This is a genomic window from Microcella sp. (genome assembly GCF_040286215.1).
Lineage (GTDB): Bacteria > Actinomycetota > Actinomycetes > Actinomycetales > Microbacteriaceae > Microcella.
Genome location: NZ_JAVKCK010000020.1, coordinates 1 through 23,697 on the forward strand (window position 1 = coordinate 1; position 23,697 = coordinate 23,697).

General features: G+C 68.4%; 19 protein-coding genes. 13 read left to right on the forward strand and 6 right to left on the reverse strand.

The window, feature by feature from the left end; all coding sequences use genetic code 11:
* Positions 1–57: 57 nt before the first annotated feature.
* The 3 genes from RJQ01_RS09495 to RJQ01_RS09505 form a co-directional block, all read right to left on the reverse strand.
* On the reverse strand, positions 58–1,626 hold the full coding sequence (locus RJQ01_RS09495) for a DEAD/DEAH box helicase (protein WP_350476500.1): 1,569 nt from the start codon (positions 1,624–1,626) through the stop codon (positions 58–60).
* 305 nt (positions 1,627–1,931) lie between these two features.
* Entirely contained in the window at positions 1,932–2,636 is a 705-nt protein-coding gene (locus tag RJQ01_RS09500; protein ID WP_350476501.1) for a DUF1684 domain-containing protein, read from the reverse strand.
* Complete coding sequence (locus RJQ01_RS09505; RefSeq protein ID WP_350476502.1) at positions 2,588–3,091, reverse strand: hypothetical protein; 504 nt, start codon at positions 3,089–3,091, stop codon at positions 2,588–2,590. Before RJQ01_RS09505 ends, RJQ01_RS09500 begins: the two co-directional genes overlap by 49 nt.
* Before the next feature lie 35 nt (positions 3,092–3,126).
* On the opposite strand from RJQ01_RS09505, the gene RJQ01_RS09510 reads away from it, so the two are divergent.
* Complete coding sequence (locus tag RJQ01_RS09510; protein WP_350476503.1) at positions 3,127–3,687, forward strand: hypothetical protein; 561 nt, start codon at positions 3,127–3,129, stop codon at positions 3,685–3,687.
* Positions 3,688–3,748: 61 nt separating this feature from the next.
* Complete coding sequence (locus tag RJQ01_RS09515) at positions 3,749–4,051, forward strand: DUF427 domain-containing protein (RefSeq protein WP_350476504.1); 303 nt, start codon at positions 3,749–3,751, stop codon at positions 4,049–4,051.
* On the opposite strand, the gene RJQ01_RS09520 is transcribed toward RJQ01_RS09515, so the two are convergent.
* Positions 4,041–4,493 (reverse strand): SprT-like domain-containing protein, encoded by a 453-nt coding sequence (locus RJQ01_RS09520; protein WP_350476505.1) that lies wholly within the window; start codon positions 4,491–4,493, stop codon positions 4,041–4,043. The two genes, RJQ01_RS09515 and RJQ01_RS09520, sit on opposite strands and share 11 nt — an antisense overlap.
* Positions 4,494–4,560: 67 nt before the next feature.
* Positions 4,561–5,715, reverse strand: a complete 1,155-nt coding sequence (locus RJQ01_RS09525; RefSeq protein ID WP_350476506.1) for a PQQ-dependent sugar dehydrogenase — start codon at positions 5,713–5,715, stop codon at positions 4,561–4,563.
* A 113-nt stretch (positions 5,716–5,828) separates the two neighbouring features.
* Here RJQ01_RS09525 and RJQ01_RS09530 point away from each other — a divergent pair, with 113 nt between their 5' ends.
* Positions 5,829–6,227, forward strand: a complete 399-nt coding sequence (locus tag RJQ01_RS09530) for a group I truncated hemoglobin (protein ID WP_350476507.1) — start codon at positions 5,829–5,831, stop codon at positions 6,225–6,227.
* A gap of 36 nt (positions 6,228–6,263) precedes the next feature.
* On the opposite strand, the gene RJQ01_RS09535 is transcribed toward RJQ01_RS09530, so the two are convergent.
* On the reverse strand, positions 6,264–7,133 hold the full coding sequence (locus tag RJQ01_RS09535; RefSeq protein WP_350476508.1) for a spermidine synthase: 870 nt from the start codon (positions 7,131–7,133) through the stop codon (positions 6,264–6,266).
* Between the two features lie 325 nt (positions 7,134–7,458).
* Here RJQ01_RS09535 and rpoB point away from each other — a divergent pair, with 325 nt between their 5' ends.
* From rpoB to RJQ01_RS09585, 10 genes are all read left to right on the forward strand, one after another.
* Positions 7,459–10,959 (forward strand): DNA-directed RNA polymerase subunit beta, encoded by a 3,501-nt coding sequence (gene rpoB, locus RJQ01_RS09540; RefSeq protein ID WP_350476509.1) that lies wholly within the window; start codon positions 7,459–7,461, stop codon positions 10,957–10,959.
* Between the two features lie 48 nt (positions 10,960–11,007).
* Entirely contained in the window at positions 11,008–14,853 is a 3,846-nt protein-coding gene (rpoC, locus tag RJQ01_RS09545) for a DNA-directed RNA polymerase subunit beta' (RefSeq protein WP_350476510.1), read from the forward strand.
* A gap of 204 nt (positions 14,854–15,057) precedes the next feature.
* Positions 15,058–16,725 carry a GspE/PulE family protein gene (locus RJQ01_RS09550; protein ID WP_350476511.1) on the forward strand — a complete coding sequence of 556 codons (1,668 nt, stop codon included), beginning with the start codon at positions 15,058–15,060 and terminating at the stop codon, positions 16,723–16,725.
* Between the two features lie 59 nt (positions 16,726–16,784).
* Positions 16,785–18,317: a type IV pilus twitching motility protein PilT gene (locus RJQ01_RS09555; protein WP_350476512.1), complete on the forward strand. Its 1,533-nt coding sequence runs from the start codon at positions 16,785–16,787 to the stop codon at positions 18,315–18,317.
* Entirely contained in the window at positions 18,317–19,549 is a 1,233-nt protein-coding gene (locus RJQ01_RS09560; RefSeq protein WP_350476513.1) for a type II secretion system F family protein, read from the forward strand. Before RJQ01_RS09555 ends, RJQ01_RS09560 begins: the two co-directional genes overlap by 1 nt.
* A 158-nt stretch (positions 19,550–19,707) precedes the next feature.
* Positions 19,708–20,085: a prepilin-type N-terminal cleavage/methylation domain-containing protein gene (locus RJQ01_RS09565; RefSeq protein WP_350476514.1), complete on the forward strand. Its 378-nt coding sequence runs from the start codon at positions 19,708–19,710 to the stop codon at positions 20,083–20,085.
* 146 nt (positions 20,086–20,231) lie between these two features.
* On the forward strand, positions 20,232–20,657 hold the full coding sequence (locus tag RJQ01_RS09570; RefSeq protein ID WP_350476515.1) for a type IV pilus modification PilV family protein: 426 nt from the start codon (positions 20,232–20,234) through the stop codon (positions 20,655–20,657).
* A complete protein-coding gene (locus RJQ01_RS09575; RefSeq protein ID WP_350476516.1) occupies positions 20,654–21,235 on the forward strand; it encodes a PulJ/GspJ family protein in 582 nt (193 codons plus the stop codon). Before RJQ01_RS09570 ends, RJQ01_RS09575 begins: the two co-directional genes overlap by 4 nt.
* Positions 21,232–22,854: a hypothetical protein gene (locus RJQ01_RS09580; protein ID WP_350476517.1), complete on the forward strand. Its 1,623-nt coding sequence runs from the start codon at positions 21,232–21,234 to the stop codon at positions 22,852–22,854. Before RJQ01_RS09575 ends, RJQ01_RS09580 begins: the two co-directional genes overlap by 4 nt.
* A gap of 6 nt (positions 22,855–22,860) precedes the next feature.
* A complete protein-coding gene (locus tag RJQ01_RS09585; RefSeq protein WP_350476518.1) occupies positions 22,861–23,688 on the forward strand; it encodes a prepilin peptidase in 828 nt (275 codons plus the stop codon).
* Positions 23,689–23,697: the final 9 nt, after the last annotated feature.

Here is a 23,697-nt window from a genome sequence, read left to right on the forward strand (position 1 = left end):
GCCCCCGGCCCCCCCCCCCGGGGGGGGGCGCGCCGCCGCGGTGAGGTCGACGACGGGTCAGCGCCCGCGGCGCTGACCGCCCGTGGTGTTGGAGCGCACGACCTGTCCGACTCGGATGCCGCCGCTGGAGCCGCCCGTTGAGGATGCCCTGCGCGAGCCCTGGCGTGCACGAGGCGCTGCCGGCGCATCGCTGTGACGCGGCGCCGCGGCACGAGCCGGAGCGACGTCGCCGCGCGTGCGGCCGGCGTCGGCCGAACGTCCGCTGTCCGTGCGTGCCGAGCCGCCGCGGCTGGAGCCGCCCCGGCGCGAGCCGCCGCGCTGAGCGCCGCGGCCGGCGCCGCCGCTCTCCCCCTCGCGCCCCGCGCGCTTGCGCTGAGCGTTGGCGCCCTGCGAACGTCCCCCGCCCTGGACGGGCGGGCGCAGAACCGAGGGAAGGTCGGCGAAGGCCACGGGGGCCGCGACCTCGCCGGTCAGGCGCGTGACGGCCTCAGAACTCGCGGTGACCTGCTGCGGCTGCACCTGGATGGCGGCTTTGCGGAGCAGCATCGCGGTGTCGCGGCGCTGCTCGGGCAGCACGAGGGTGACGACGTCGCCCGCCGCTCCTGCGCGAGCGGTGCGGCCGGAGCGGTGCAGGTAGGCCTTGTGCTCCATGGGCGGGTCCACGTGGATGACGAGCTCGATGTCGTCGACGTGCACACCGCGCGCGGCGACGTCGGTGGCGACGAGCACGCGCACGCTGCCGTCGCCGAACGCAGCGAGGTTGCGGTCGCGCGCCGGCTGCGAGAGATTGCCGTGCAGGTCGACGGCCGGGATGCCGTCGGCGGTGAGCTGCTTGGCGAGCTTCTTGGCCTGGTGCTTGGTGCGCATGAAGAGGATGCGGCGGCCCGAGCCGGAGGCGAGCGTCGACACCAGACGCTTCTTCTCCTCCACGCCCGCAACCTCGAAGACGTGGTGGGTCATTGCGGCGACGGGAGAGTTGGCCTCGTCGACCGAGTGGGTTGTCGGGGTGTGCAGGAACTGCTTCACGAGCTTGTCCACGCCGTTGTCGAGCGTCGCGCTGAAGAGCAGGCGCTGGCCGTCGCTCGGCGTCGCCTTCATGATGCGCGTGACGCCGGGCAGGAATCCGAGGTCGGCCATGTGGTCGGCCTCGTCGAGCACGGTGATCTCGACGGCGTCGAGCGTCACGAGTCGTTGCTTCATGAGGTCTTCGAGGCGGCCGGGGCAGGCCACGATGATGTCGACGCCGGCGTTCAGCGCCTGCACCTGGCGGTGCTGCGAGACGCCGCCGAAGATCGTGGTCGTCGTGAGGCCGTACGCCTTCGCGAGCGGCTCGAGCACGGCGTTGATTTGGGTGGCGAGCTCGCGCGTCGGTGCGAGCACCATGCCCAGGGGAGCGCCCTTGCGGCGCGGTCCGCCCGAGAGGCGCGTGCCGAGACGCGCGACCATGGGGATCGCGAAGGCGAGGGTCTTGCCCGAGCCGGTCTTGCCGCGGCCGAGCACGTCGCGCCCGGCGAGCGTGTCAGGCAGGGTGTCGACCTGGATGGGGAACGCCTCGGTCTTGCCCTGGGCATCCAGGACCTCGACGAGGGGGTAGGGCACGCCGAGCGTGCGGAAGGTGGTAGTCATGGGGTGGTGCCTTTCGTGCGGGACCCGACCAGTGCCAGATCTGACCGAGAGGGGCGTTGGTCAGAGTCGTGAGCGCCCATAGCTGTCAGATCTGGCAAGAGACAGACCGGGGGCGCGGTGGCGCTGCGGTGGATCGGAAGTGGCGACGGCGGCGAAGGCCGACATCGTTCGCCGTGAGAAAGTATCGATTCGCTGCGCGCGAGTCAGAGCGCGAGGTGCGAGATGAGGAAGCGTTCTACGACGCAGGAGAACCGTGAACGGTTCCGCCTATGCCTTCACCGTAGCAGGTCGACCGTCGCGCCGCCTCACAGCACGAGCCGCCCGTCGCCGTAGCGCTCGCCGACCGGGATCTCCACGTCGACGACGTTGCCGGGCGGAGCGAGCGGGCAGGCCCACGCTTCGTCGTAGGCGCACGACGGGTTGTAGGCGAAGTTGAGGTCGAGCACGACCGACGACGGTGCGCGCCCACCGCCGAGGTCGGCCCCTTTGACGGTGTCGAGCAGGTACCGCCCGCCACCGTAGGTGCCGCCGGGCACCCGCGAGAGCGCATCGCGCACCGGCACGAAGAGCCCGCCCCCGTACGAGGCAAGCCGCCAGACATCGAGCGACCCGACGGCGGGCACGTCGACGAGCCCGAGCCGCTCGAACGGCACGACTCCGTCGGTGCCGGTCTCGACCTCGATGCGCAGCGGCTCAGCATCCTGAATCACGCACTCGAACCGCCACGCGGGGTCGTAGGGCTTCACGCGCAGTCCCGTGAACGCGTCGCGATCACCCGGCAGGAGGGGGGAGGCGGGGTGATGGGCGAAGAGCTCATCGCGCACGCGTCGCCAGTGATCGTGCGCGGCCGGCAGGTCGGTCGCCTCCCGCACTTCCGCGTAGAGAGCGGCCGTGCGACGCCGCCAGTCCGCGACGGCGAGCGCGCTGACCGCGCGATCGTGCGCCTGGCCGGATGCTCCGCTCACGATGCGCCGCCCGGCGATGCTGCCGCTCCGAACTGCGCGGCCCATCCCGGCGCGAGTCGACGCAGCTGCCGGGCGCGCACCTGCCAGAAGACCCAGAAGCCGAGCCACGCGAGGGGCGTCAGCAGCCCCGCTCCCACGTCGAGCGTGTCCCGAAACCTCGTGCGGCCGTCGCCCGCGTCGCTGATCGCCATGCGGTGGTGCCAGCGGCGCACGATGCGCATCGCGCCGGTGAGCGGCCCCCCTTCGTCGTGGACGACAAGCTCACCGGGCAGCATCTCATCCGAGAGTCGGATGAGCTGCGTGCCCATCGGCAGCACCCCGAGCATCCTCAACCGCACCCGGTGATCGCCTCCCGGCCAGCGCTGCGGGAAGCCGCCGGGTTCGAGCGACTCCGCCGTCGTGATCGGCCCCGAGACGGCCCGGAAGACGGCGGGCGAGTGCACGGCCTCCCACGCCGCATCGGGAGGGCAGTCGAGCAGCAGATCGAGGCGTACGCGCATGAGCCCAGTGTGCGGCACCTCGCTACGATCGACCTGTGATCCCCGCACTCGACGCCGTGCCCGAGGCCCAGGAGCGCTACCAGGTTCGACTCGACGTCGGCCTCGACGGCGCTCGCCGCATCGGCGACTCCGCGCACCTTCTCGTGTGGTGCGATGGGCTGGTCGGCGAGGCGTGCCCTGTGGATGCTCTGCCACCCCGCCTCGAGATCATCGACGCCACCCTGGGCTCGGTCGGTGGCATCGCTCAGCGCCTCCTCGCCCTGCAGGCTGGGCGCGGCGAGCGCACAATGGTCGCCGTCGTCGCGGCCGGCTCGCCCGTGGAGGCGCCCGAGGGTCTCGCGGTCGAAGACCTGCTGCTGGCTGGCGCCGTGGTCGAGGCGCTCGGCGCCGTCGGCATCGACGCGACGAGCCCCGAGGCGGCCGCCGCCTCCGCCGCCTACGCGGGGCTGCGCGGCGCCGTGGGCCACATGCTGAGCGCGTCGGTGGGCGGCCGAGCGCTGGCGAGCTCGGCCGGTGCGCGGGCGGTCTCGGCCGCGCGGGAGCGTCTCGAGAGCACCGAGCTACGCATCCTGCGGGAATTCAGCACACCCGCCTAGCGTTGCCGCCGAGGGAGCGCGACGCACCGCGACGCGATATCCGACTATTCGGGAGGACAGCATGAAGGCACACATCAACGGCACCGTGATCGCCGAGGCCGCGCAGGAGGACCTCGTGAAGATCGAGGGCAACTGGTATTTTCCGCCGTCGAGCGTGAAGAGCGAGTTCCTCCAAAAGTCGCCGACTCCGTACACGTGCCCCTGGAAGGGCGAATGCCAGTACTTCTCGGTCGTCGTGGACGGTCAGTCGCTGCAGGACCGCGCGTGGAGCTACCCGAACCCGTATCCGACGGCGTTCGAGCGCGTCGGCACCGACTTCAGCGACTACGTCGCCTTCTGGAAAGAGGTGCAGGTCAGCGAGTGATCGCTCGCCACTGAATGAGGTGCGCGCGGTCGAAGCCGCGCCCGCACCGCCCGCAGGCGAGCTCGCGCGTGGGGCGCCGGAAGCGCACAAACTCGTGGCCGGCCGGGCAGTGGCCCCGCCAACGGGCTCGATCTTCGGCAATGGGCTGGTTGTGCGTGCGACCGCCGACGTAGCCGAGCTCGGCGGCGATGCACTTCCACTCCGCGCCGTGGCCGGCCTTCGGGCCGGCGAGGGCGTGCGCAACCTCGTGCAGCAGCGTCTGGTGCACGACGTCGTCCTCGGCCCGCTCGGCGAGGTGGCGGGAGACCGTGATGCGCTTCTTCGCATAGTCGCACAACCCCGCCCGCCGGGCCGCACGGTCGAAGGCGAAGCTCCACGACTCGTCGAGATGCAGGCGAATGAGGGCCTCGGCCCACACGCGCACTCGCTCCAACTCGCTCACGCCTCGATGGTAGGCGGCGCGCCCGACGGTCGGCGCCAAGATGACCCGACGCTCGGAGCCTGTGGAGTCAGTCCTCGCGGGGGAGGAGCGGCACCGAGTAGAGCCGGTCGTCGCCCGCACGGGGTGAGCCGCGGCCGTCGGTGTTGTTGGTGAGGAACCAGAGGGTGCCGTCGGGCCCGGCCAGAGCATCCCGCAGGCGCCCGAACTCGCCCGCGTAGACGGCCGTGCTCTCGCTCGGGTCGTCGAGGTCGACGAGCCACAGCCGCTGCCCGCGCAGCGACGCGAGCACGAGGGTGTCGCCGACGATGCCTAGCCCGCTGGGGCTCGCCTCGCTCGTCGACCACTGCTGCACGGGGTCCACGAACTCCGCGCCGCCGCCCCCGCCCTCGACCTCAGGCCAGCCGTAGTTCGATCCTGGCTCGATGAGGTTGAGCTCGTCCCAGGTGTTCTGCCCGAACTCGGCCGCCCACAACTGACCGCGTGCGTCGAAGGCCAGGCCCTGGGGGTTGCGGTGCCCGAGCGTGTAGACGTACGAGCCCGGTGTCGGGTTGTCGTCGGGCACGGCGCCGTCGGGGGTGAGGCGCAGAATCTTGCCGGCGAGAGAGTTCTGGTCTTGCGCGAGCGCGGGCCGACCCGCGTCTCCCGTCGTCGCATAGAGCATCCCGTCGGGTCCGAAGGCCAGGCGGCCGCCATTGTGGGTGCGCGATCGCGGGATGCCCGTGAGCACCTCGTCGCTGGCTCCGAGCTCGTATCGGCCGGGCGCACCGAGCAGCTCGAACCGCACGATGCGGTTGTCGGAGCCGCTCGTGTAGTAGGCGTAGAGGTACGGCGTGCCCGCGTCATGCGCGGCAAGGCCGAGCAGCCCGCCCTCGCCGCCCGGCACGACGTTGGGCACCGTGCCGACGACGCGCACGTCGCCCTCCCGGGTGTGCTCAAGTACACGGGCGGTGTCGCGCTCGCTCACGAGCGTCGACCCGACGGGCAGCGGCACGACCGACCACGGTGCGGAGAGGCCGGAGATCATCGGGGTCGGCGTGCCGGCGGGGCGAAGGGGACCGCGATCGTCGAGGCTGCTCGACCGCACGTCGCCGGGCACTCCGTCCGGAGTCGGTACTGGCTGCCCCGACGGAACGGGGAGGAAGGCCGGTTGGGCGGGCGCGCATCCGGCGATGAGGAGAGCAACCGCGGCGACGATCGCGAGGGTAGTCGAACGTTGTCCCATGCGCGTCCTCTCCAGTCTCCGGAACCCTCAGACTGCAGGGCATGGCTGGGCGCACGATGTGCGGTGTCTGCACCGGCGTGTACGCTCGCCAGGACACTTGAGGAGAGGTCACGATGTCTCTATTCGACCGACTGGGCGGAGCGACCGCCGTCGAGCAGCTCGTGGACGAACTCTCCCGGCGCCTTCTCGATGACCCCCGCCTCGGGCCGGCCTTCGCCGACCTCGATCTCGACCTCCTCCAGCAGCACCGCGCCGCGTACCTCGCGGTGATCCTCGACGGCCCCGAAGAGTACGAAGGCCGCAGCATGCGGGAAGCCCACCAGCCTCTGGGCCTGACCGAACGGGACATGGACGCCTTCCTCGGCGTCCTGCGCGGGGTGCTCGACGACGCCGCCGTCGACGGGCCGACGGCGACCGCGGTCGCGCGCGCGATCGACCGCCTGCGGCCCGCCATCATCGCGCCGGCGCAGACGCCGCCGACGACGGCGCCCACGCCACCGCCGCGTACCTGACGGCCCGGCCGTCGTCGTCTCTTTCCGCTGTCGCCGCTAGCGCCGAGTGGTGAAGAGCCCGCTCGAGGGCGCAGGGGAGGCGACGGCAGTGGCATCGGTCGTGATCGGTGCACCCGCCACCCATGCGGTCAGATCGGTCCCGCTGGTGACCGTGGCCGGATGCGGGCCGCGGGCCATGAGACGGGGCATCCAGTCGAGGGGCAGCGAGTCGACGCCCGCCACCATGACGACGTTGCCGAACCGACGGCTCTTGAGCACTCCCGTCTCGGCGAGGATCGCCACCTCCGCGAAGACGAACTGCAGCGTGGCCGCCTGGCCGCGGGCGAAGGCCAGCCCCGGTCCGTCGGCGATGTTGACCGCCACGATGCCGCCGGGGGCGAGGAAGGTGCGCAGCTCCTCGTAGAACTCGACGCTCGTCACGTGGGCAGGGATGCGCGCACCGCTGTACACGTCGACGATGATGATGTCGACGGCGGCGCGCAGAGCCGTCGGCAGTCGCTCGAGCGTCGCCCGAGCATCCCCGTAGCGCAGTCGGATACCCGACTGCCTCGGCAGCGGCAGGTGCTCGCGCACGAAGCCGACCAGTGCCTCGTCGAGCTCGATGACCTGCTGGCGCGAGCCAGGACGCGTGGCGTGGATGTACCGGGGCAGCGTGAGCGCGCCCGCCCCGAGGTGCACGGCGGTGAGCGGCTCGCCAGGCTCGCCCCATTCGTCGATCACGTGGCCGATGCGCTGCACGTACTCGAAGAAGAGGCGACTCGGGTCATCCAGGTCGACATGCGACTGCGGCGTGCCGTCCACGACCAGCTGATAGCTTCCCGCAGCCCACCGATCCGGCTCGATGCGCGCCAGCAGACCGCTCGGCAGTCGAGTCTCGACCGCTGTCGTGCCGCGCGCGCTCGTCATGCTCGCAAGCGTGGCACATCCACGATTCGAGCGCGCGACCGGCAAAAACAAGGAATTCTCCGGCGCTTATAGCGCAGCACCCGCCTCTGGTCAAGGAACAGGACTGGACAGAGCGTGCACGGGGCGCCTAGTATTGAGGTTTGCGCTCACCGTGTCTTTCAGCCGTCATATGGCGGATGGCTGAAGTGCCCCGAGAATAGCGGCGGGGCGGATCTCACTCTTCGCAGATCCCCACGAATCGTGGCGCGTTCACTCGACCGAAAATCATCTGTCATCGCCCGACAGGACTTGGGGCCACTTCACGGGGCCCACGGAGGTTAGATCCTTGGCTGCTGCGCGCACTGCACGCTCGAACAACTCTCCCCGGAACGGCCGCACCGCCTCGCGGCTGTCCTTCGCCAAGGTCAGCGACACGCTGACCGTTCCCGATCTGCTGGCACTGCAGACCGAGAGCTTCGACTGGCTCGTCGGCTCCGACGCCTGGAAGGCCCGCCTCGCCGAGGCTGAGGCCGCTGGTCGTACCGACGTTCCGGCCCGCAGCGGACTGGAGGAGATCTTCGAGGAGATCTCTCCCATCGAGGACCTCGGCGAGACCATGCAACTCTCGTTCACGAACCCGTACCTCGAAGAGCAGAAGTACTCGATCGACGAGTGCAAGGAGCGCGGCAAGACCTACGCCGCCCCTCTCTACGTCGAGGCCGAGTTCATGAATCACATGACCGGTGAGATCAAGACCCAGACCGTCTTCATGGGCGACTTCCCCCTGATGACCGAGAAGGGCACGTTCATCATCAACGGCACCGAGCGCGTCGTCGTATCGCAGCTCGTGCGCAGCCCCGGGGTGTACTTCGAGCGCGCGCTCGACAAGGTGACCGACAAGGACGTCTACACCGCCCGCGTGATTCCCTCCCGCGGTGCCTGGCTCGAGTTCGAGGTCGACAAGCGTGATCAGGTCGGCGTGCGCATCGATCGCAAGCGCAAGCAGTCGGTCACGGTCTTCCTCAAGGCGCTCGGCCTCACCACCGAGGAGATTCGGGAGCACTTCGCCGGCTTCGACTCGATCGAGCAGACGCTCGAGAAGGATGCCGTGCTGACCAAAGAGGAGGCGCTCAAGGACATCTACCGCAAGCTGCGCCCGGGCGAGCAGGTGGCCGCCGAGGCTGCCCGCGCGCTCCTCGACAACTTCTACTTCAACCCCAAGCGCTACGACCTCGCGAAGGTGGGCCGCTACAAGATCAACCGCAAGCTGGGTGTCGAGGCTCCGCTCGCCGACTCTGTGCTGAGCGTCGACGACATCGTCGCGACCATCAAGTACATGGTGTCGCTGCACGAGGGTCGCGAGACGATCCCGGGCAGCCGCGGTGGCAAGCCCGTCGAGCTGCGCCTCGACGTCGACGACATCGATCACTTCGGCAACCGTCGCATCCGCGCCGTCGGCGAGCTCATCCAGAACCAGGTGCGCACCGGTCTGAGCCGAATGGAGCGCGTCGTGCGCGAGCGCATGACGACGCAGGACATCGAGGCGATCACACCGCAGACGCTCATCAACGTGCGCCCCGTGGTGGCGGCGATCAAGGAGTTCTTCGGTACGTCGCAGCTCAGCCAGTTCATGGACCAAAACAACCCGCTGGCGGGCCTCACCCACAAGCGCCGCCTGTCGGCACTCGGCCCCGGTGGTCTCTCCCGCGAGCGCGCCGGTGTCGAGGTGCGCGATGTGCACCCGAGCCACTACGGCCGCATGTGCCCCATCGAGACGCCGGAAGGCCCGAACATCGGCCTCATCGGCTCACTCGCCTCGTTCGCCCGCATCAACGCTTTCGGCTTCATCGAGACCCCCTACCGCCGGGTCGACAAGGCCAAGGGCAAGGTCACCTCGACGATCGACTACCTGACGGCGAGCGACGAAGACGACTTCGTCGTCGCTCAGGCGGGTGCTCCGCTCGCGAGCGACGGCTCCTTCGCCGACGACCGCGTGCTCGTCCGCAAGAAGGGCGGCGAGGTCGAGCTCGTTCCGGCGAGCACCGTCGACTACATGGATGTCTCGCCGCGCCAGATGGTGTCGGTCGCCACCTCTCTCATCCCCTTCCTCGAGCACGACGACGCGAACCGGGCCCTCATGGGCGCGAACATGCAGCGTCAGGCTGTGCCGCTGCTGCGCTCCGAGTCGCCGCTCGTCGGCACCGGTATGGAGAGCTACGCCGCGGTCGACGCCGGCGATGTCATCACCGCGACGGGTGCGGGGGTCGTGGCCGAGGTCTCGGCCGACGCCGTGACCGTGCAGCTCGACGAGGGCGGAACGCAGGAGTACTACCTGCGCAAGTTCGACCGCTCGAACCAGGGCACGAACTACAACCACCGCGTCGTGGTCAGCGCGGGCGACCGCGTCGAGGTCGGCGAGGTCATCGCCGATGGCCCGGCGACCGAGAACGGCGAGCTCGCGCTCGGCAAGAACCTCCTCGTGGCGTTCATGTCGTGGGAGGGCTACAACTTCGAGGACGCCATCATCCTCAGCCAGAACCTCGTGAAGGACGACACCCTCTCCTCGATCCACATCGAGGAGTACGAGGTCGACGCCCGCGACACGAAGCTCGGCAAGGAGGAGATCACGCGCGACCTGCCGAACGTCAGCCCGGAGCTGCTCGCCGATCTCGACGAGCGCGGCATCATCCGCATCGGTGCCGAGGTGGCGCCGGGCGACATCCTCGTCGGCAAGGTGACGCCGAAGGGCGAGACCGAGCTGAGCGCCGAGGAGCGACTGCTGCGCGCGATCTTCAACGAGAAGTCGCGCGAGGTGCGCGACACCTCGCTGAAGGTTCCCCACGGCGAGCAGGGCACCGTCATCGGCGTCAAGGTGTTCGACGCCGAGGAGGGTGACGACGAGCTCGGCTCGGGCGTCAACCAGCGCGTCGTCGTGTTCATCGCGCAGAAGCGCAAGATCTCCGAGGGCGACAAGCTCTCCGGCCGCCACGGCAACAAGGGCGTCATCTCGAAGATCCTCCCCGTCGAGGACATGCCCTTCCTCGAGGACGGCACGCCGGTCGACATCGTGCTCAACCCGCTGGGTGTCCCTGGCCGGATGAACTTCGGCCAGGTGCTCGAGATCCACATGGGCTGGGCCGCCTCGCGCGGCTGGAAGATCGAGGGCAGCCCGAACTGGGCCGAGGGCATCCCCGCGAACGCGCGCGAAGCCGCCCCCGGCACGAAGATCGCCACGCCGGTGTTCGACGGTGCGCGCGAGGACGAGATCGCGGGTCTGCTCGACTCGACGCTGCCGAACCGCGACGGTGTGCGCATGATCGACTCCTCGGGCAAGGCGCGTCTGTTCGACGGCCGCTCCGGCGAGCCGTTCCCCGCTCCGATCTCCGTCGGGTACATGTACATCCTCAAGCTGCACCACCTCATCGACGACAAGATCCACGCTCGCTCGACGGGCCCGTACTCGATGATCACCCAGCAGCCGCTCGGTGGTAAGGCGCAGTTCGGCGGTCAGCGATTCGGCGAGATGGAGGTCTGGGCTCTCGAGGCCTACGGCGCGGCGTACGCGCTGCAGGAGATCCTCACCATCAAGTCCGACGACATCCTTGGCCGCGTGAAGGTGTACGAGTCCATCGTCAAGGGCGAGAACATCCAGGAGCCGGGTATTCCCGAGAGCTTCAAGGTGCTCATCAAGGAGATGCAGTCGCTGTGCCTGAACGTCGAGGTCCTCTCGGCCGACGGAACCGCGGTGAGCCTCAAGGACACCGATGACGAGGTCTACCGCGCGGCGGAAGAGCTCGGCATCAACATCTCCAGCCGCTTCGAGTCGTCGACCATCGACGAGATCTAAGCCGCTGCGCCCACGAGTATCTGACGACGTTTAGAGAAGAGAAGAAACGTGCTCGACGCAACAACTTTCGACTACCTCCAGATCGGCCTGGCGACGGCCGAGAACATCCGCAAGTGGTCGCACGGCGAGGTCAAGAAGCCGGAGACCATCAACTCCCGCACGCTCAAGCCTGAGAAGGACGGCCTGTTCGGCGAGCAGATCTTCGGCCCCTCGCGCGACTGGGAGTGCTCCTGCGGCAAGTACAAGCGGGTGCGCTTCAAGGGCATCGTGTGCGAGCGCTGCGGTGTCGAGGTCACGAAGTCGTCGGTGCGCCGCGAGCGCATGGGCCACATCGAGCTCGCCGCCCCGGTCACGCACATCTGGTACTTCAAGGGTGTGCCCAGCCGGCTCGGCTACCTGCTCGACATGGCGCCGAAGGACCTCGAGAAGGTCATCTACTTCGCCGCGTACATGGTGATCTCGGTCGACGAGGACGGCAGGCACGCCGACCTCCCCGGGCTCGAGAACGAGCTGCGCCTCGAGATCAAGACGCTCGAGGATCAGCGCGACAGCGGCATCGCCTCGCGCATGCAGAAGCTCGAATCCGAGCTCGCCGAGCTCGAGGCCGAGGGAGCGAAGGCCGACCAGAAGCGCAAGACCAAGGATGCCGGCGAGAAGGAGATGGCGCAGCTGCGCAAGTCCTTCGACGAGCAGATCGGTCAGCTCGAGCGCGTGTGGGAGGACTTCCGCACGCTCAAGGTCGGCGACCTCAAGCCTGAGGACGCCGTCTTCCAGGAGCTTCAGGACCGCTACGGCCTGTACTTCGAAGCGTACATGGGTGCCGAGGCGATCCAGAAGCGCCTCGAGGCCTTCGACCTGACGACCGAGAGCGAGCAGCTCCACGAGCAGATCGCCGCCGGCAAGGGCCAGAAGAAGATCCGCGCCATCAAGCGTCTGAAGGTCGTCAACTCCTTCCTGCAGACCGGCAACTCGCCGGCCGCGATGGTGCTCGATGTCGTCCCGGTGATCCCGCCGGAGCTGCGCCCGTTGGTGCAGCTCGACGGCGGTCGCTTCGCGACGAGCGACCTCAACGACCTCTACCGCCGTGTCATCAACCGCAACAACCGTCTGCGCCGCCTTCTCGACCTCGGGGCTCCCGAGATCATCGTGAACAACGAGAAGCGCATGCTGCAGGAGGCGGTCGACGCGCTGTTCGACAACGGTCGTCGTGGTCGTCCCGTGACGGGCACCGGCAACCGCGCTCTCAAGTCGCTCAGCGACATGCTCAAGGGCAAGCAGGGCCGGTTCCGCCAGAACCTGCTCGGCAAGCGCGTGGACTACTCGGGCCGCTCGGTCATCGTCGTCGGCACGCAGCTCAAGCTGCACCAGTGCGGTCTGCCGAAGATCATGGCGCTCGAGCTGTTCAAGCCGTTCGTCATCAAGCGCCTCATCGACCTGGGCCACGCTCAGAACATCAAGAGCGCCAAGCGCATGGTCGAGCGCTCTCGGCCGCAGGTGTGGGAGGTGCTCGAGGAGATCATCCGCGAGCGCCCCGTGCTTCTCAACCGCGCGCCCACGCTGCACCGACTCGGTATCCAGGCGTTTGAGCCGCAGCTCATCGAGGGCAAGGCGATCCAGCTGCACCCCCTCGTGTGCGCGGCGTTCAACGCCGACTTCGACGGTGACCAGATGGCCGTGCACCTTCCGCTCTCCGTCGAGGCCCAGGCCGAGGCGCGCATCCTCATGCTCGCCTCGAACAACATCCTCAAGCCGTCCGACGGCCGCCCGGTCACGGTGCCGACGCAGGACATGATCATCGGTCTGCACCACCTCACGACCGAGCGCGAGGGCGCCGAGGGCGAGGGTCGAGCCTTCTCGACGATCCCCGAGGCGATCATGGCTATGGACCAGGGCTCGTTGCACCTCAACGCGAAGATCCGCATCCGTCTCGAGGGTCAGAAGTACGGCGGTCGCGTGCTCAAGGAGACGACGCTCGGTCGGGCGCTGTTCAACGAGCTCATGCCGGAGGACTATCCGTTCATCGCCGATGTCGCCGACAAGGGCACGATCAGCCAGATTGTCAACAACCTGGCCGAGCGCTACCCGAAGACTGTCGTGGCGGCGACGCTCGACAAGATGAAGGACGCCGGCTTCTACTGGGCGACGCGCTCGGGGGTCACGGTCGCGCTGAGCGACGTGCTCACGCCGCCGCGCAAGAAGGAGATCGTGGCGACCTACGAGGCTCGCGCCGCGAAGATCCAGGCGCAGTTCGACAAGGGTCTGACGACCGATGACGAGCGCCGCGCCGAGCTGGTCGCGCTGTGGACGGAGGCGACCAAGGAGGTCAACACCGAGATGCGCGCCAACATCCCGCTCGACAACACCATCAACCGCATGGTCACCTCCGGAGCCCGCGGTAACTGGCTGCAGGTCGGAAACATCGCCGGGATGCGCGGGCTCGTGTCGAACCCGCGTGGTGAGATCATCGCCCGCCCGATCATCAACTCGTACCGCGAGGGCCTCTCCGTGGCGGAGTACTTCATCGCGACCCACGGCGCGCGCAAGGGTCTCGCCGACACCGCGCTGCGCACGGCCGACTCGGGCTACCTGACCCGTCGACTCGTCGACGTGGCGCAGGATGTCATCATCCGCGAGGAGGACTGCGGCACGTCCAAGGGCCTCGACTTCCCGATCGCCCACGAGGTGGACGGCGTCTGGGTTCGCGACGACAACGTCGAGAACCTCGTGTTCGCTCGCACCCTCGCGGCCGACGCCGTGGACGCGAAGGGCGCGGTCGTGCTCGAGGCGGGCTCCGATGTCGGCGACGTGCAGATCACTGCACTCGTCGAGGCGGGTGTCGCGCAGATCAAGGTGCGTTCGGTGCTGACCTGCGAATCCGCTGTCGGGGTGTGCGCATCCTGCTACGGCCGCTCGATGGCCACGGGCACCCGCGTCGACCTCGGCGAGGCCGTCGGCATCATTGCGGCCCAGTCGATCGGCGAGCCGGGAACGCAGCTCACGATGCGCACCTTCCACACCGGTGGCTCGGCGGGAGCCGACGACATCACGCAGGGTCTGCCGCGCGTGACGGAGCTCTTCGAGGCGCGCACTCCGAAGGGCGCGAGCCCCATCGCGGAGAGTGCCGGACGCATCACGATCGACGAGACCGAGAAGCAGCGCCGCATCACTCTCACGCCCGACAACGGTGATGAGGAGGTCACGGTCGTCGTGTCGAAGCGCGTCTCCCTCCTCGTGGAGGACGGCGAGCACGTCGAGCTGGGCCAGCAGTTCTTCGAGGGTCCTGTCGACCCGAAGGAGGTGCTGCGGGTCAAGGGCGTTCGCGCCGTGCAGCAGCACCTCGTCGAGGGCGTGCAGGGCGCGTACCGCTCGCAGGGCGTGCCGATCCACGACAAGCACATCGAGGTCATCGTGCGCCAGATGCTGCGCAAGGTCACCGTGGTTGACCACGGCGAGACCGAGCTGCTGCCGGGCGAACTTGTGGACCGCTCCAAGTACAACGCGCTCAACCGCGCTGCGCTCTCCGAGTCCAAGAAGACGGCGTCGGCGCGCCAGGAGGTCATGGGCATCACCAAGGCCTCGCTGGCTACCGAGTCGTGGCTCTCCGCCGCCTCCTTCCAGGAGACGACGCGCGTGCTCACCGAGGCCGCCATGCAGGGCAAGCGCGACCCCCTGCTGGGCCTCAAGGAGAACGTCATCATCGGAAAGCTCATCCCGGCGGGAACCGGCCTTCCGGCATACCGCAACGTGTCGGTCGAGGCGACGGAGGAGGCGAAGTCGGAGCGCTACCCGAACCGCATCTTCGCTGACGACTCGAGCTTCACCGAGGCGGACCTGTCGTTCGTCGACTTCGACTCGTTCTCGAGCGACGAGCCGACGCCGGGCACGTACAGCTAGCCCGCAGTCCAAGCGCCCGCAGGGCCCGCACCGAATACGGTGCGGGCCCTGCGGCGTTCGTGGGGCGCATGTTATTCCTGTGACGGGTGTGGACTACCCCCGAACGCGGGACTATTGTCGATCGCACGGCGTGTCGTACCGTGACCGAGAAGCAGTCCATGCATTCGGCCGGTGGCCGGGCGCGTCCAGGGGGGAGGTTCTGCTGTGGTTTCTGTAACGGAAGTGCTGATCATTCGCGGACTCGTCCCGATCGAATCGCTCGATCAGGTGCACGACTCCGGCGATGACGAAGTTCTCGTCGGGGAGTTTGTCGAGCGCGGTCTCGTCAGCGCCGCGCAGGTCGCCTCCGCGCGGGCCGAGGTTGCCGGGCTCTCCTTCGTCGAGCTCTCGGAGTACCCGGTCGACCGCGCCGCGGTCGCGATGGTGCCGGCCCAGCTGTGCCGCCGCCACCACGTGCTGCCAGTCCACGCGACCGCGACGACGATCACGCTCGCGATGGTGGACCCGCGTGATGTGCTCGCGATGGACGACGTGCGCGCGCTGACGCGCATGCAGGTCGCGCCCGTGGTCGCTGAGAAGAGCGACCTCGAGGCGGCGATCAACCGCTTCCACCGCGCCGATGGCGAGCTGAGCGACCTCACGACGGCGATCGAAGAGGAGATTTCGCCCGCTCCCTCCGACCAAGTCGCGGTGCGCGAGGCGGATCCCGACGATGCGCCGATCGTCCGCTTCGTCAACCTCATCATCGGCCAGGCCATTCAAGACCTCGCCTCCGACATCCACATCGAGCCCGGTGAGTTCGAGATGCGTGTGCGATACCGCATCGACGGCGTGCTGCACGATGTTCAGCAGGCGCCGAAGAACATCCAGAACGGTGTCATCTCCCGCCTCAAGATCATGAGCGACATCAACATCGCCGAACGGCGCCGCCCGCAGGACGGCCGCATGTCGGTCCAGCACGGCGGTCAGGTCGTTGACCTGCGCGTGGCGACCCTGCCCACGGTGTACGGCGAGAAGGTCGTCATGCGCATCCTGGACAACAACGCGACGACTCGCGATATCGGCGACCTCGGGATGCTCGAGGGCAACCTCACCGCGTTCCGCAACTCGTACACCAAGCCGTACGGCATGATCCTCGTCACGGGGCCGACCGGATCCGGAAAGTCGACCACCCTCTACACGACGCTGCACGCCGTCTCCCGTCCCGAGATCAATGTCATCACCGTCGAGGATCCGGTTGAGTACCGCATGGCGGGCATCAACCAGGTCCAGGTGAACCCGAAGGCGGGTCTCACGTTCGCGAGCGCGCTGCGCAGCATCCTGCGCTCGGACCCGGATGTCGTGCTCCTTGGCGAGATCCGAGACCAGGAGACCGCGCAGATCGCGATCGAGGCCTCGCTCACCGGTCACCTCGTTCTGTCGACCCTGCACACCAACGATGCTCCGAGCGCGATCACGCGCCTCATCGAGATGGACATCGAGCCGTTCCTGGTCGGCTCGGCCCTTGACTGCGTCGTCGCCCAGCGCCTCGCGCGGCGGCTGTGCGATCGGTGCAAGCAGCTGCAGGAGTACGATCTGGCGCACCTCGACCAGCTGGGCTTCGGGCGGCGCGACGACGAGACGAGCCCCCGTTTCTACCACGCTGTGGGCTGCCCGGCCTGCTCAGGAACCGGCTATCGGGGCCGCATGGCGGTCCACGAGGTCATGACGGTGACGGAGGACATCGAGCGGCTCGCGGTCGCTCGCGCGTCGAGCGCGGAGATCATGAGGCTCGCGATCTCGCAGGGCATGCTCACGCTCCGTCAGGACGGCTGGGCCAAGGTGCGGGCGGGGCTCACCTCGATTGAGGAGATCTTGCGCGTCGTCGCCTGAGCGAGCGCGGCGACACCAGACATCGCCGGTGCTTACCGGAACGACACGGGGGAGACAGCATGACGGAGGCCAAGGGCTTCGGGGATTCGGGGCAGGGCGCTGCTGCGCCGCGCAGGGTGTGGTCGGTGATGGACGAGTCCGCAGGACCGCTTGCCGACCACACCGCTGCTGCGAGCGGTGCGCCTGCCTCCCCGCTCAGCGCGCCCGTCGCGCCGCCGACGACGGCGTCTGTGCACACCATCCCCGATGTCGCCACGGGGACGCCGCACCTCCCGCCGCCCCCGCCGGTCGGGCAGCAGCCCGTCGCAGCCCCACCCCCTGGCGCCACGCCGCTGGCACCGTCCAGCGATTCCGCGGCTGCCGTGCCTGCGCCGCGCAGCACGCGCATCGCCGCGGCTCCGCCCGCGCAGGCCGCGTACGACGCGCCGCCACCCACCGCCGTGTTGGGCACGGCGATGCCGGGCATCCACCCCCTTCTGCTGCACGCGCTCGACGAGCTCATCGCCCGCGGCGGCTCTGACCTCCACGTCTCAGCGAACGCGCACCCGATGGTGCGGATCGATGGCGAGCTGGCAGCGGTGACCGACTCGCAGGCGTGGGACAAGGAGACGGTGAACAGCGTTCTCGGCAGCATCCTCTCCGACCGTCAGCGCGAGGCCTTCGACGAGCAGTGGGAGCTGGACTTCGCGGTGAGTCCGCGTGGCGAGGACCGCTTCCGCGTCAACTTCTATCGAGAGCGGGACGCCCTCGCCGGCGCGTTCCGGCTCATCCCGACCGAGATCAAGTCGCTCAAGCAACTGGGCGTCCCCTCGGTCGTGGGGCGCTTCGCGACACTGCCGCGCGGCCTCGTGCTCGTCACCGGTCCGACCGGGTCGGGCAAGTCGACCACGCTCGCCGCGCTCATCGACCTCGTCAACAAGTCCCGTGCCGAGCACATCGTGACCATCGAGGACCCGATCGAGTTCGTGCATGCCAACCAGCGCGCTCTCGTGAACCAGCGCGAAGTCGGCGCCGACACCCACTCCTTCGCCGACGCGTTGAAGCGCGTGCTGCGCCAGGACCCCGACGTCATCCTCATCGGCGAGCTGCGCGACCTCGAGACCGTCTCGACCGCGCTCACCGCCGCGGAGACGGGCCACCTCGTCTTCGCAACCCTGCACACTCAGTCGGCCGCGCAGACGATCGACCGCATCATCGACGTCTTCCCGCCCCACCAGCAGGGGCAGGTGCGCGCACAACTCGCTCAGACGTTGCAGGGGGTGGTCTGCCAGACGCTGCTGCCGCGCGCGACCGGCAAGGGCCGCATCATCGCGACGGAGATCATGATGACGACGAGTGCGATCGCCAACCTCATCCGCGAGGGAAAGACGTACCAGATCACCTCGGCCCTCCAGGCCGGGCGGGAGGCCGGCATGCACACCATGGATCAGCACCTCGCCGACCTCGTCAACAGCCATATGGTGACCCACGAGGCGGCGCACTCGAAGATGCAGGATCCGGAGAACTTCTCCCGCCTCGTCCACCGCCAGGCCGCACCGATGGGCGGTGGCGCCGCGAGCGCGATGGCCGCCTCGACCCCCAGGAGCTTCTGATGGCGAGCGCACTGACCTACGCCTACACCGGCCGCGATGCGAGCGGCAAGACCGTCAAGGGTCGGGTGGATGCCTCCAGCGAGACCTCGGTCGTCGCGCGGCTGCGCACGATGGGCATCGCACCCGTGTCGATTCAGCAGGTAGCGGCGGGTTCCGGACTCAATCGGGATATCTCTCTGGGCGGCCTTTTCGACAAGAAGGTCACCCTCAAGGATCTCGCCGTCATGAGCCGCCAGATGGCGACGATGATCAGCGCGGGCCTGCCGTTGCTGAAAGCCCTCACCATTCTCGCGGGGCAGTCGGAGAACCCGAAGCTCGCCGAGACGCTCGACGAGGTGCGGTCGGCGGTCGAGGAGGGCGGAACGTTCTCCGACAGTCTCGCGAAGCACCCGAGAGCGTTCCCGCCGATCTTCGTCAACCTCGTCCGCGCGGGCGAGGTCGGCGGTTTTCTCGAGACCTCGCTCGAGTCGGTCGCGAAGAACTTCGAGAAAGAGGTCGAGCTCAAGGCGACCATCAAGTCGGCGCTGACCTACCCCGTCGTCGTCCTCATCATGGCCGTGCTGGCCGTCGTCGGCATGATCGTGTTCATCGTGCCGGTCTTCGACGACCTCTTCAGCGATCTGGGCGGTACGCTCCCGCTGCCGACGCAGATCCTCGTCGTGATCTCCGAGAATATGGTCTGGATCGGGCCCGTGGCGCTCGTGCTGGGCATCGTCGGGTCGATCTGGTGGCGCGCCAACCGGCGAACCCCCAAGTTCCGGTCGATCTACGAGCCGCTGCTGCTCAAGATGCCCGTCTTCGGCGATCTCTTCAAGAAGATCGCGATCGCGCGCTTCACCCGCAACTTCGGCATGATGATCGGCGCGGGAGTGCCCATTCTGCAGGCTCTGACCATCATCGGTTCGACCTCGGGCAATTGGCAGGTCGAGCAGGCGGTGAACTCGGTGCAAGACTCGGTGCGCCAGGGGCGCTCGATCGCGGGCCCGCTCGCGGGCGAGCCCATCTTCCCGCCCATGGTGACGCAGATGATCGCGGTCGGTGAAGACTCGGGTGCTCTCGAGACGATGCTCGAGAAGATCGCCGACTTCTACGATGCCGAGGTGCAGACGACGACAGAGTCGCTCACCTCGCTCATCGAGCCGCTCATGATCGCCTTCCTCGGCGTCGTGCTCGGCGGCATGATCGTGGCGCTCTACCTGCCGATCTTCGACATCTTCAACCAGGTGCAGTAGACCCCCCACACTGGGGGCGCCAGGATGCTTGATCACCCCCGGAGAGGGGATATGCAGGGGGGACCGCGATGAACCACCATTGCTTGTGGGGGGCCGGTTTCATGTTCCGTGGGGGGCCCACCTGTCAATCATCGCTTGATAGGAAAGGAAACGGACACATGTCCATCAACACCGCACTTGTTGCACAGCGCAAGCGCCTCGCCGAGGGCAAGGACGAGGGATTCACCCTCATCGAGCTGCTCGTCGTGGTCATCATCATCGGCATCCTCGCCGCCATCGCCATCCCGGTCTTCCTGGGCCAGCAGACGGCAGCGCAGGAGGCCCGCTACGAGTCCGACCTCGCGACCGCCAAGGTCGCGTACGTCAGCTCGCTGGCTGACACCAGCGCGAGCCTCGCCGACTTCGGGTTCCCGACCGGCGCGGTCACCGTGGAGACCACGGGCAGCACCTTCTGCCTGCAGCACACCGTCGACACGACGTGGATCGTCGACTCGACGACTGCGGCGCCGCGGTCGGTCGTGGGCGGTTGCCCGTAAGCCAGAGGGCGACGGCGCGATAGCCGTTCGTTCCACACCGTAGGGTGGGGCCCCCGTGGGGGTCCCACCCATACGGCTACCCGGACCGTTCCGAATACTGGTCGGAGCAACGGCCGGGTGTGCATCATTCAGGAGAGGGGGGTCTCATGAGAATCGATCGCAGCTCACCGCGCGCGGAGGACGAGCGCGGCCTCGGCCTGATCGAGATCGTGATCTCCATGTTCCTCATCTCCCTCATCGCGATTTCCTTCATTCCTGTTCTCATCTCGGGCCTCCGAGCCTCCGAAGCCAACTCGACGATTGCTACGGCCACGCGGCTCGTCGCGCAGGTCACCGACCGCGCGCTCGCTCAGGCGCCCAACACCTGCGCCGCGCTGCAGATCCTCTCCGGCAGCACGACCGAGGTCGACGCCCAGGGCGTCACGATCGAGGTCGTGACGACCGTGCCCGACCTCGCGACGTGCGTCGAGCGCTCGACGAGCCTGGTGCGCGTGGTCGCTCGCGATGCCGCCGACGACAGCGTGATCGCCGAGTCGCGCACCCTTCTGTTCTTGCAGGGAACCTCGCCGTGAGCGCCTCCCGCCGGTCTGACGCCGGCTTCACCCTCGTCGAGCTGCTCATCAGCGCATCCCTCATGTCGGTCGTCATCGTCGTCGTGGGCGGAGTGCTCATCAGCTCAATGCGCGCGGATGAGACCGTGCGCACGGTCACCACGTCGACGACAGACGGTCAACTCGTCGCCAACGTCATCGACGCCGGCATGCGCAACTCGACTGCCGTCTCCGTGTCGACGGCCGCCGATGGTGTCTCGACGTTCGCGGTCGCGCGCGTGGCCGACGCCAGCGGCGCGCAGTGCGTCGCATGGTTCTACGATGCCGGGCTCGACACGATCTTCCGCCGCACGTCGCCGTCGGCGATCACGATTCCCACGCCGGGCTCGGTGGGCTCCGGCTGGGTGCCGTTGAGCGGTGGCATCGTCCCCGATGCCGACGGTGCGGGAACGCAGTACCCTGTGTTCGCGGCCGAGGGCGCTCGCGGTCTCACCCTCCGGTACGCCCTCGAGGCCGGAGGCGGCCCGTCCTCCCTCTTCATCACCACCATCACGGGCCGCGCGCCCTCAACGAATGTGAGCCCGCAATGCTTCCCATGACGCGCGCACCGAGGCAGCATCGGCTCCGCGAGGACGACAGCGGCAACGTGATGATCGCCGTCATCGGGCTCATCGCCGTGACGTCCATTATCACGCTCACCATCTCCACCGCCACGGTGCAGGCGATCGGCTACACCTCCCTCACGCGGGCGGGCGTGCAGTCGCAGGCGGCAGCGGAAGCCGGTGCTGAGGCCATGCGTGCCGCTCTTGAGACGAGCGCCTGCCCCGCCGACGGCGATCTCGACGCGACCTACGGCGCCGTTGACCCCACGATCACCGGTGCTGCCGCCGCACAACCCTTCTACTCGGCCGAGATCGAGCAGCGCGCGGGGGCGACAGCGGCATGGACGCCGGGATGCCCCTCGGGATCGTCGACGCATGTGCGCATCGTATCGACGGGGTTCGCGCTGAACGAGGGTGTTGCTGAGAGCGCATCGGCGCTCGATTCCGCGGCTGTCGAGGTCGTCTACGACTGGGTGCCGGGTGCGCCCTCCGCGGCGGCCAGCGGCGCGGCCGTGTTCAGCTACGGGAGCCCCGGCTTGAGCAACAGCCTCGAGCTCGTGCAGCTCAATGGAAATTCCGCGAACGTCATGGTTCGCGAGGGCAGCATCCAGTGCAGCAACTCCGTCACGATCGAGGGCGACATCGTCGCCGCGAACGGCAACATCAACCTCAGCAACACCTGCAGCGCCGAAGGCGACGTGTGGGCATCGGGCACGGTCTCGCTCAACAACAATCAGGACATCGGTGGAGACGTGATCGCCGTCGGTAGCGGCCAGTCCACGTTCAGCCCGAGCGCGTCGATTGGCGGCGGGGTTTACGTCGGCGGCACGATCAACACGTGGGGTCAGCGGTGCTCCTCGGGCGCCACGGGCTGGGATGCCGCGGGAAACGCCTGCGCGCTCGCCCGTAGCTCTGGTGCCGACCCGGTCCTCTTCAACCAGCCCAACCTGCCGAGGCCCGTCGTGCCCGACTGGGTGGACGTCGATTTCCGCCCCTCTGACTGGACGAACGAGGGCTGGAACGTCGTGACCTACACCGGCCCCTGCAACATCGACAGGAACGGCTCGAACACTCCCGCTGTGCGCGCCTTCAGCCAGTACACGACCCCGACTGTCGTGGATGTGCGGGGCTGCACCGGTGGTTTCACCATCTGGTACACCAAGTACGAGCTCGTGCTGAAGACCGACCTGACCTTCATCACTCCGAGGACCGTCAACATCGGCCAGTTCGAGGTGAGCTCCGACAACCCGAACTCTGAGCGACGACTGCGCTTCATCACGCCCGATACGGTTCCGGATGCGCGGCCGACGACCTCGGGATGCGGCCGGTTCGACGTCAACAACACCAACACGATCGCGGCGCCCGTCGCGGTGCTGATCTACTCGCCCTGCACGATCAGCAACAGCAACCGTCTCACCTGGCGCGGCCACTACTACGGAGGCGTGGTCAACTTCAGCAACAACAGCGAGCTGACCTTCGTGCCGATCGGCATCCCCGGCTACAACTTCGACGGCGGTCAGCCCTCCGGCGGCGGCGGCGCGGGCGGCGGAGGCGGCGCCGCGGGCGGCCTGGGTGAGTTGCGCGAGTACCGCGATATCTCCACGGCGGGCTCCTAGGGCGCCATGGCAGTGCTCTTGCCGGCGCTCGCCGGGGTGCTCGGCGCGGCCGTCGGCTCCTTTCTCAACGTGGTCATCCACCGTGTGCCCGCAGGGCTCTCCGTCGTGCACCCGCCGAGCGCATGCCCGGTCTGCTCCTCTCCGGTGCGGGCCTACGACAACATCCCCGTGCTCTCCTGGCTCATCCTGCGGGCACAGTGCCGCGACTGCGGCGCGCCGATCTCTGCGCGGTACCCGCTCGTCGAGCTCGGCTGCGCGGTCGCGTTCGTCGGCGTGGCGGTGGCGCTCGGCCCGCAGTGGGTGCCCGACCTGCTGTTCGCCGATCTTCTCGCTCAGCTCATCGTGCTCGGTGCCCTTCTGTACCTTGCCGCGATCTCGATCGCGCTGGCCGCCATCGATCTCGACGTGCACCGGCTTCCCAACCTGATCGTGCTGCCCGCGTACCTGGTCGGAGCGGTTGCACTGACGGCGGCAGCGATCGCGACAGGAGATCTCGTGAGTGTCTCTCGCGCGGCGGCGGGAGCGGGCATCCTCTTCGCCGTCTACCTGGTTCTCGCCCTCGTGGCGCCGCGCGGCATGGGTATGGGCGACGTGAAGCTCGCCGGCGTGCTCGGCCTCTTCCTCGGCTGGTTCGGGTGGGATGCTCTGGCGGTGGGCTCCCTCGCCGCGTTCCTGCTCGGCGGCATATACGGAGTGATCCTCATCCTCGCTCGTCGGGCGCGTCGCACCACCGGAATACCCTTCGGGCCGTGGATGCTGGCAGGAGCGTGGGTGGGCATCCTGTTCGGTGAACCGATCGCACGCGGCTATCTCGCCGCGTTCGGGCTGGAGTGAGAGGCGAAC

Coding starts and splice junctions, on each gene's coding strand:
- RJQ01_RS09495 (WP_350476500.1), bottom strand. CDS start 1,626: ATGACTACCACCTTCCGCACGCTCGGCGTGCCCTACCCCCTCGTCGAG.
- RJQ01_RS09500 (WP_350476501.1), bottom strand. CDS start 2,636: ATGGGCCGCGCAGTTCGGAGCGGCAGCATCGCCGGGCGGCGCATCGTG.
- RJQ01_RS09505 (WP_350476502.1), bottom strand. CDS start 3,091: ATGCGCGTACGCCTCGATCTGCTGCTCGACTGCCCTCCCGATGCGGCG.
- RJQ01_RS09515 (WP_350476504.1), top strand. CDS start 3,749: ATGAAGGCACACATCAACGGCACCGTGATCGCCGAGGCCGCGCAGGAG.
- RJQ01_RS09525 (WP_350476506.1), bottom strand. CDS start 5,715: ATGGGACAACGTTCGACTACCCTCGCGATCGTCGCCGCGGTTGCTCTC.
- RJQ01_RS09530 (WP_350476507.1), top strand. CDS start 5,829: ATGTCTCTATTCGACCGACTGGGCGGAGCGACCGCCGTCGAGCAGCTC.
- RJQ01_RS09535 (WP_350476508.1), bottom strand. CDS start 7,133: ATGACGAGCGCGCGCGGCACGACAGCGGTCGAGACTCGACTGCCGAGC.
- RJQ01_RS09555 (WP_350476512.1), top strand. CDS start 16,785: ATGACGGAGGCCAAGGGCTTCGGGGATTCGGGGCAGGGCGCTGCTGCG.
- RJQ01_RS09560 (WP_350476513.1), top strand. CDS start 18,317: ATGGCGAGCGCACTGACCTACGCCTACACCGGCCGCGATGCGAGCGGC.
- RJQ01_RS09565 (WP_350476514.1), top strand. CDS start 19,708: ATGTCCATCAACACCGCACTTGTTGCACAGCGCAAGCGCCTCGCCGAG.
- RJQ01_RS09570 (WP_350476515.1), top strand. CDS start 20,232: ATGAGAATCGATCGCAGCTCACCGCGCGCGGAGGACGAGCGCGGCCTC.
- RJQ01_RS09580 (WP_350476517.1), top strand. CDS start 21,232: ATGACGCGCGCACCGAGGCAGCATCGGCTCCGCGAGGACGACAGCGGC.
- RJQ01_RS09585 (WP_350476518.1), top strand. CDS start 22,861: ATGGCAGTGCTCTTGCCGGCGCTCGCCGGGGTGCTCGGCGCGGCCGTC.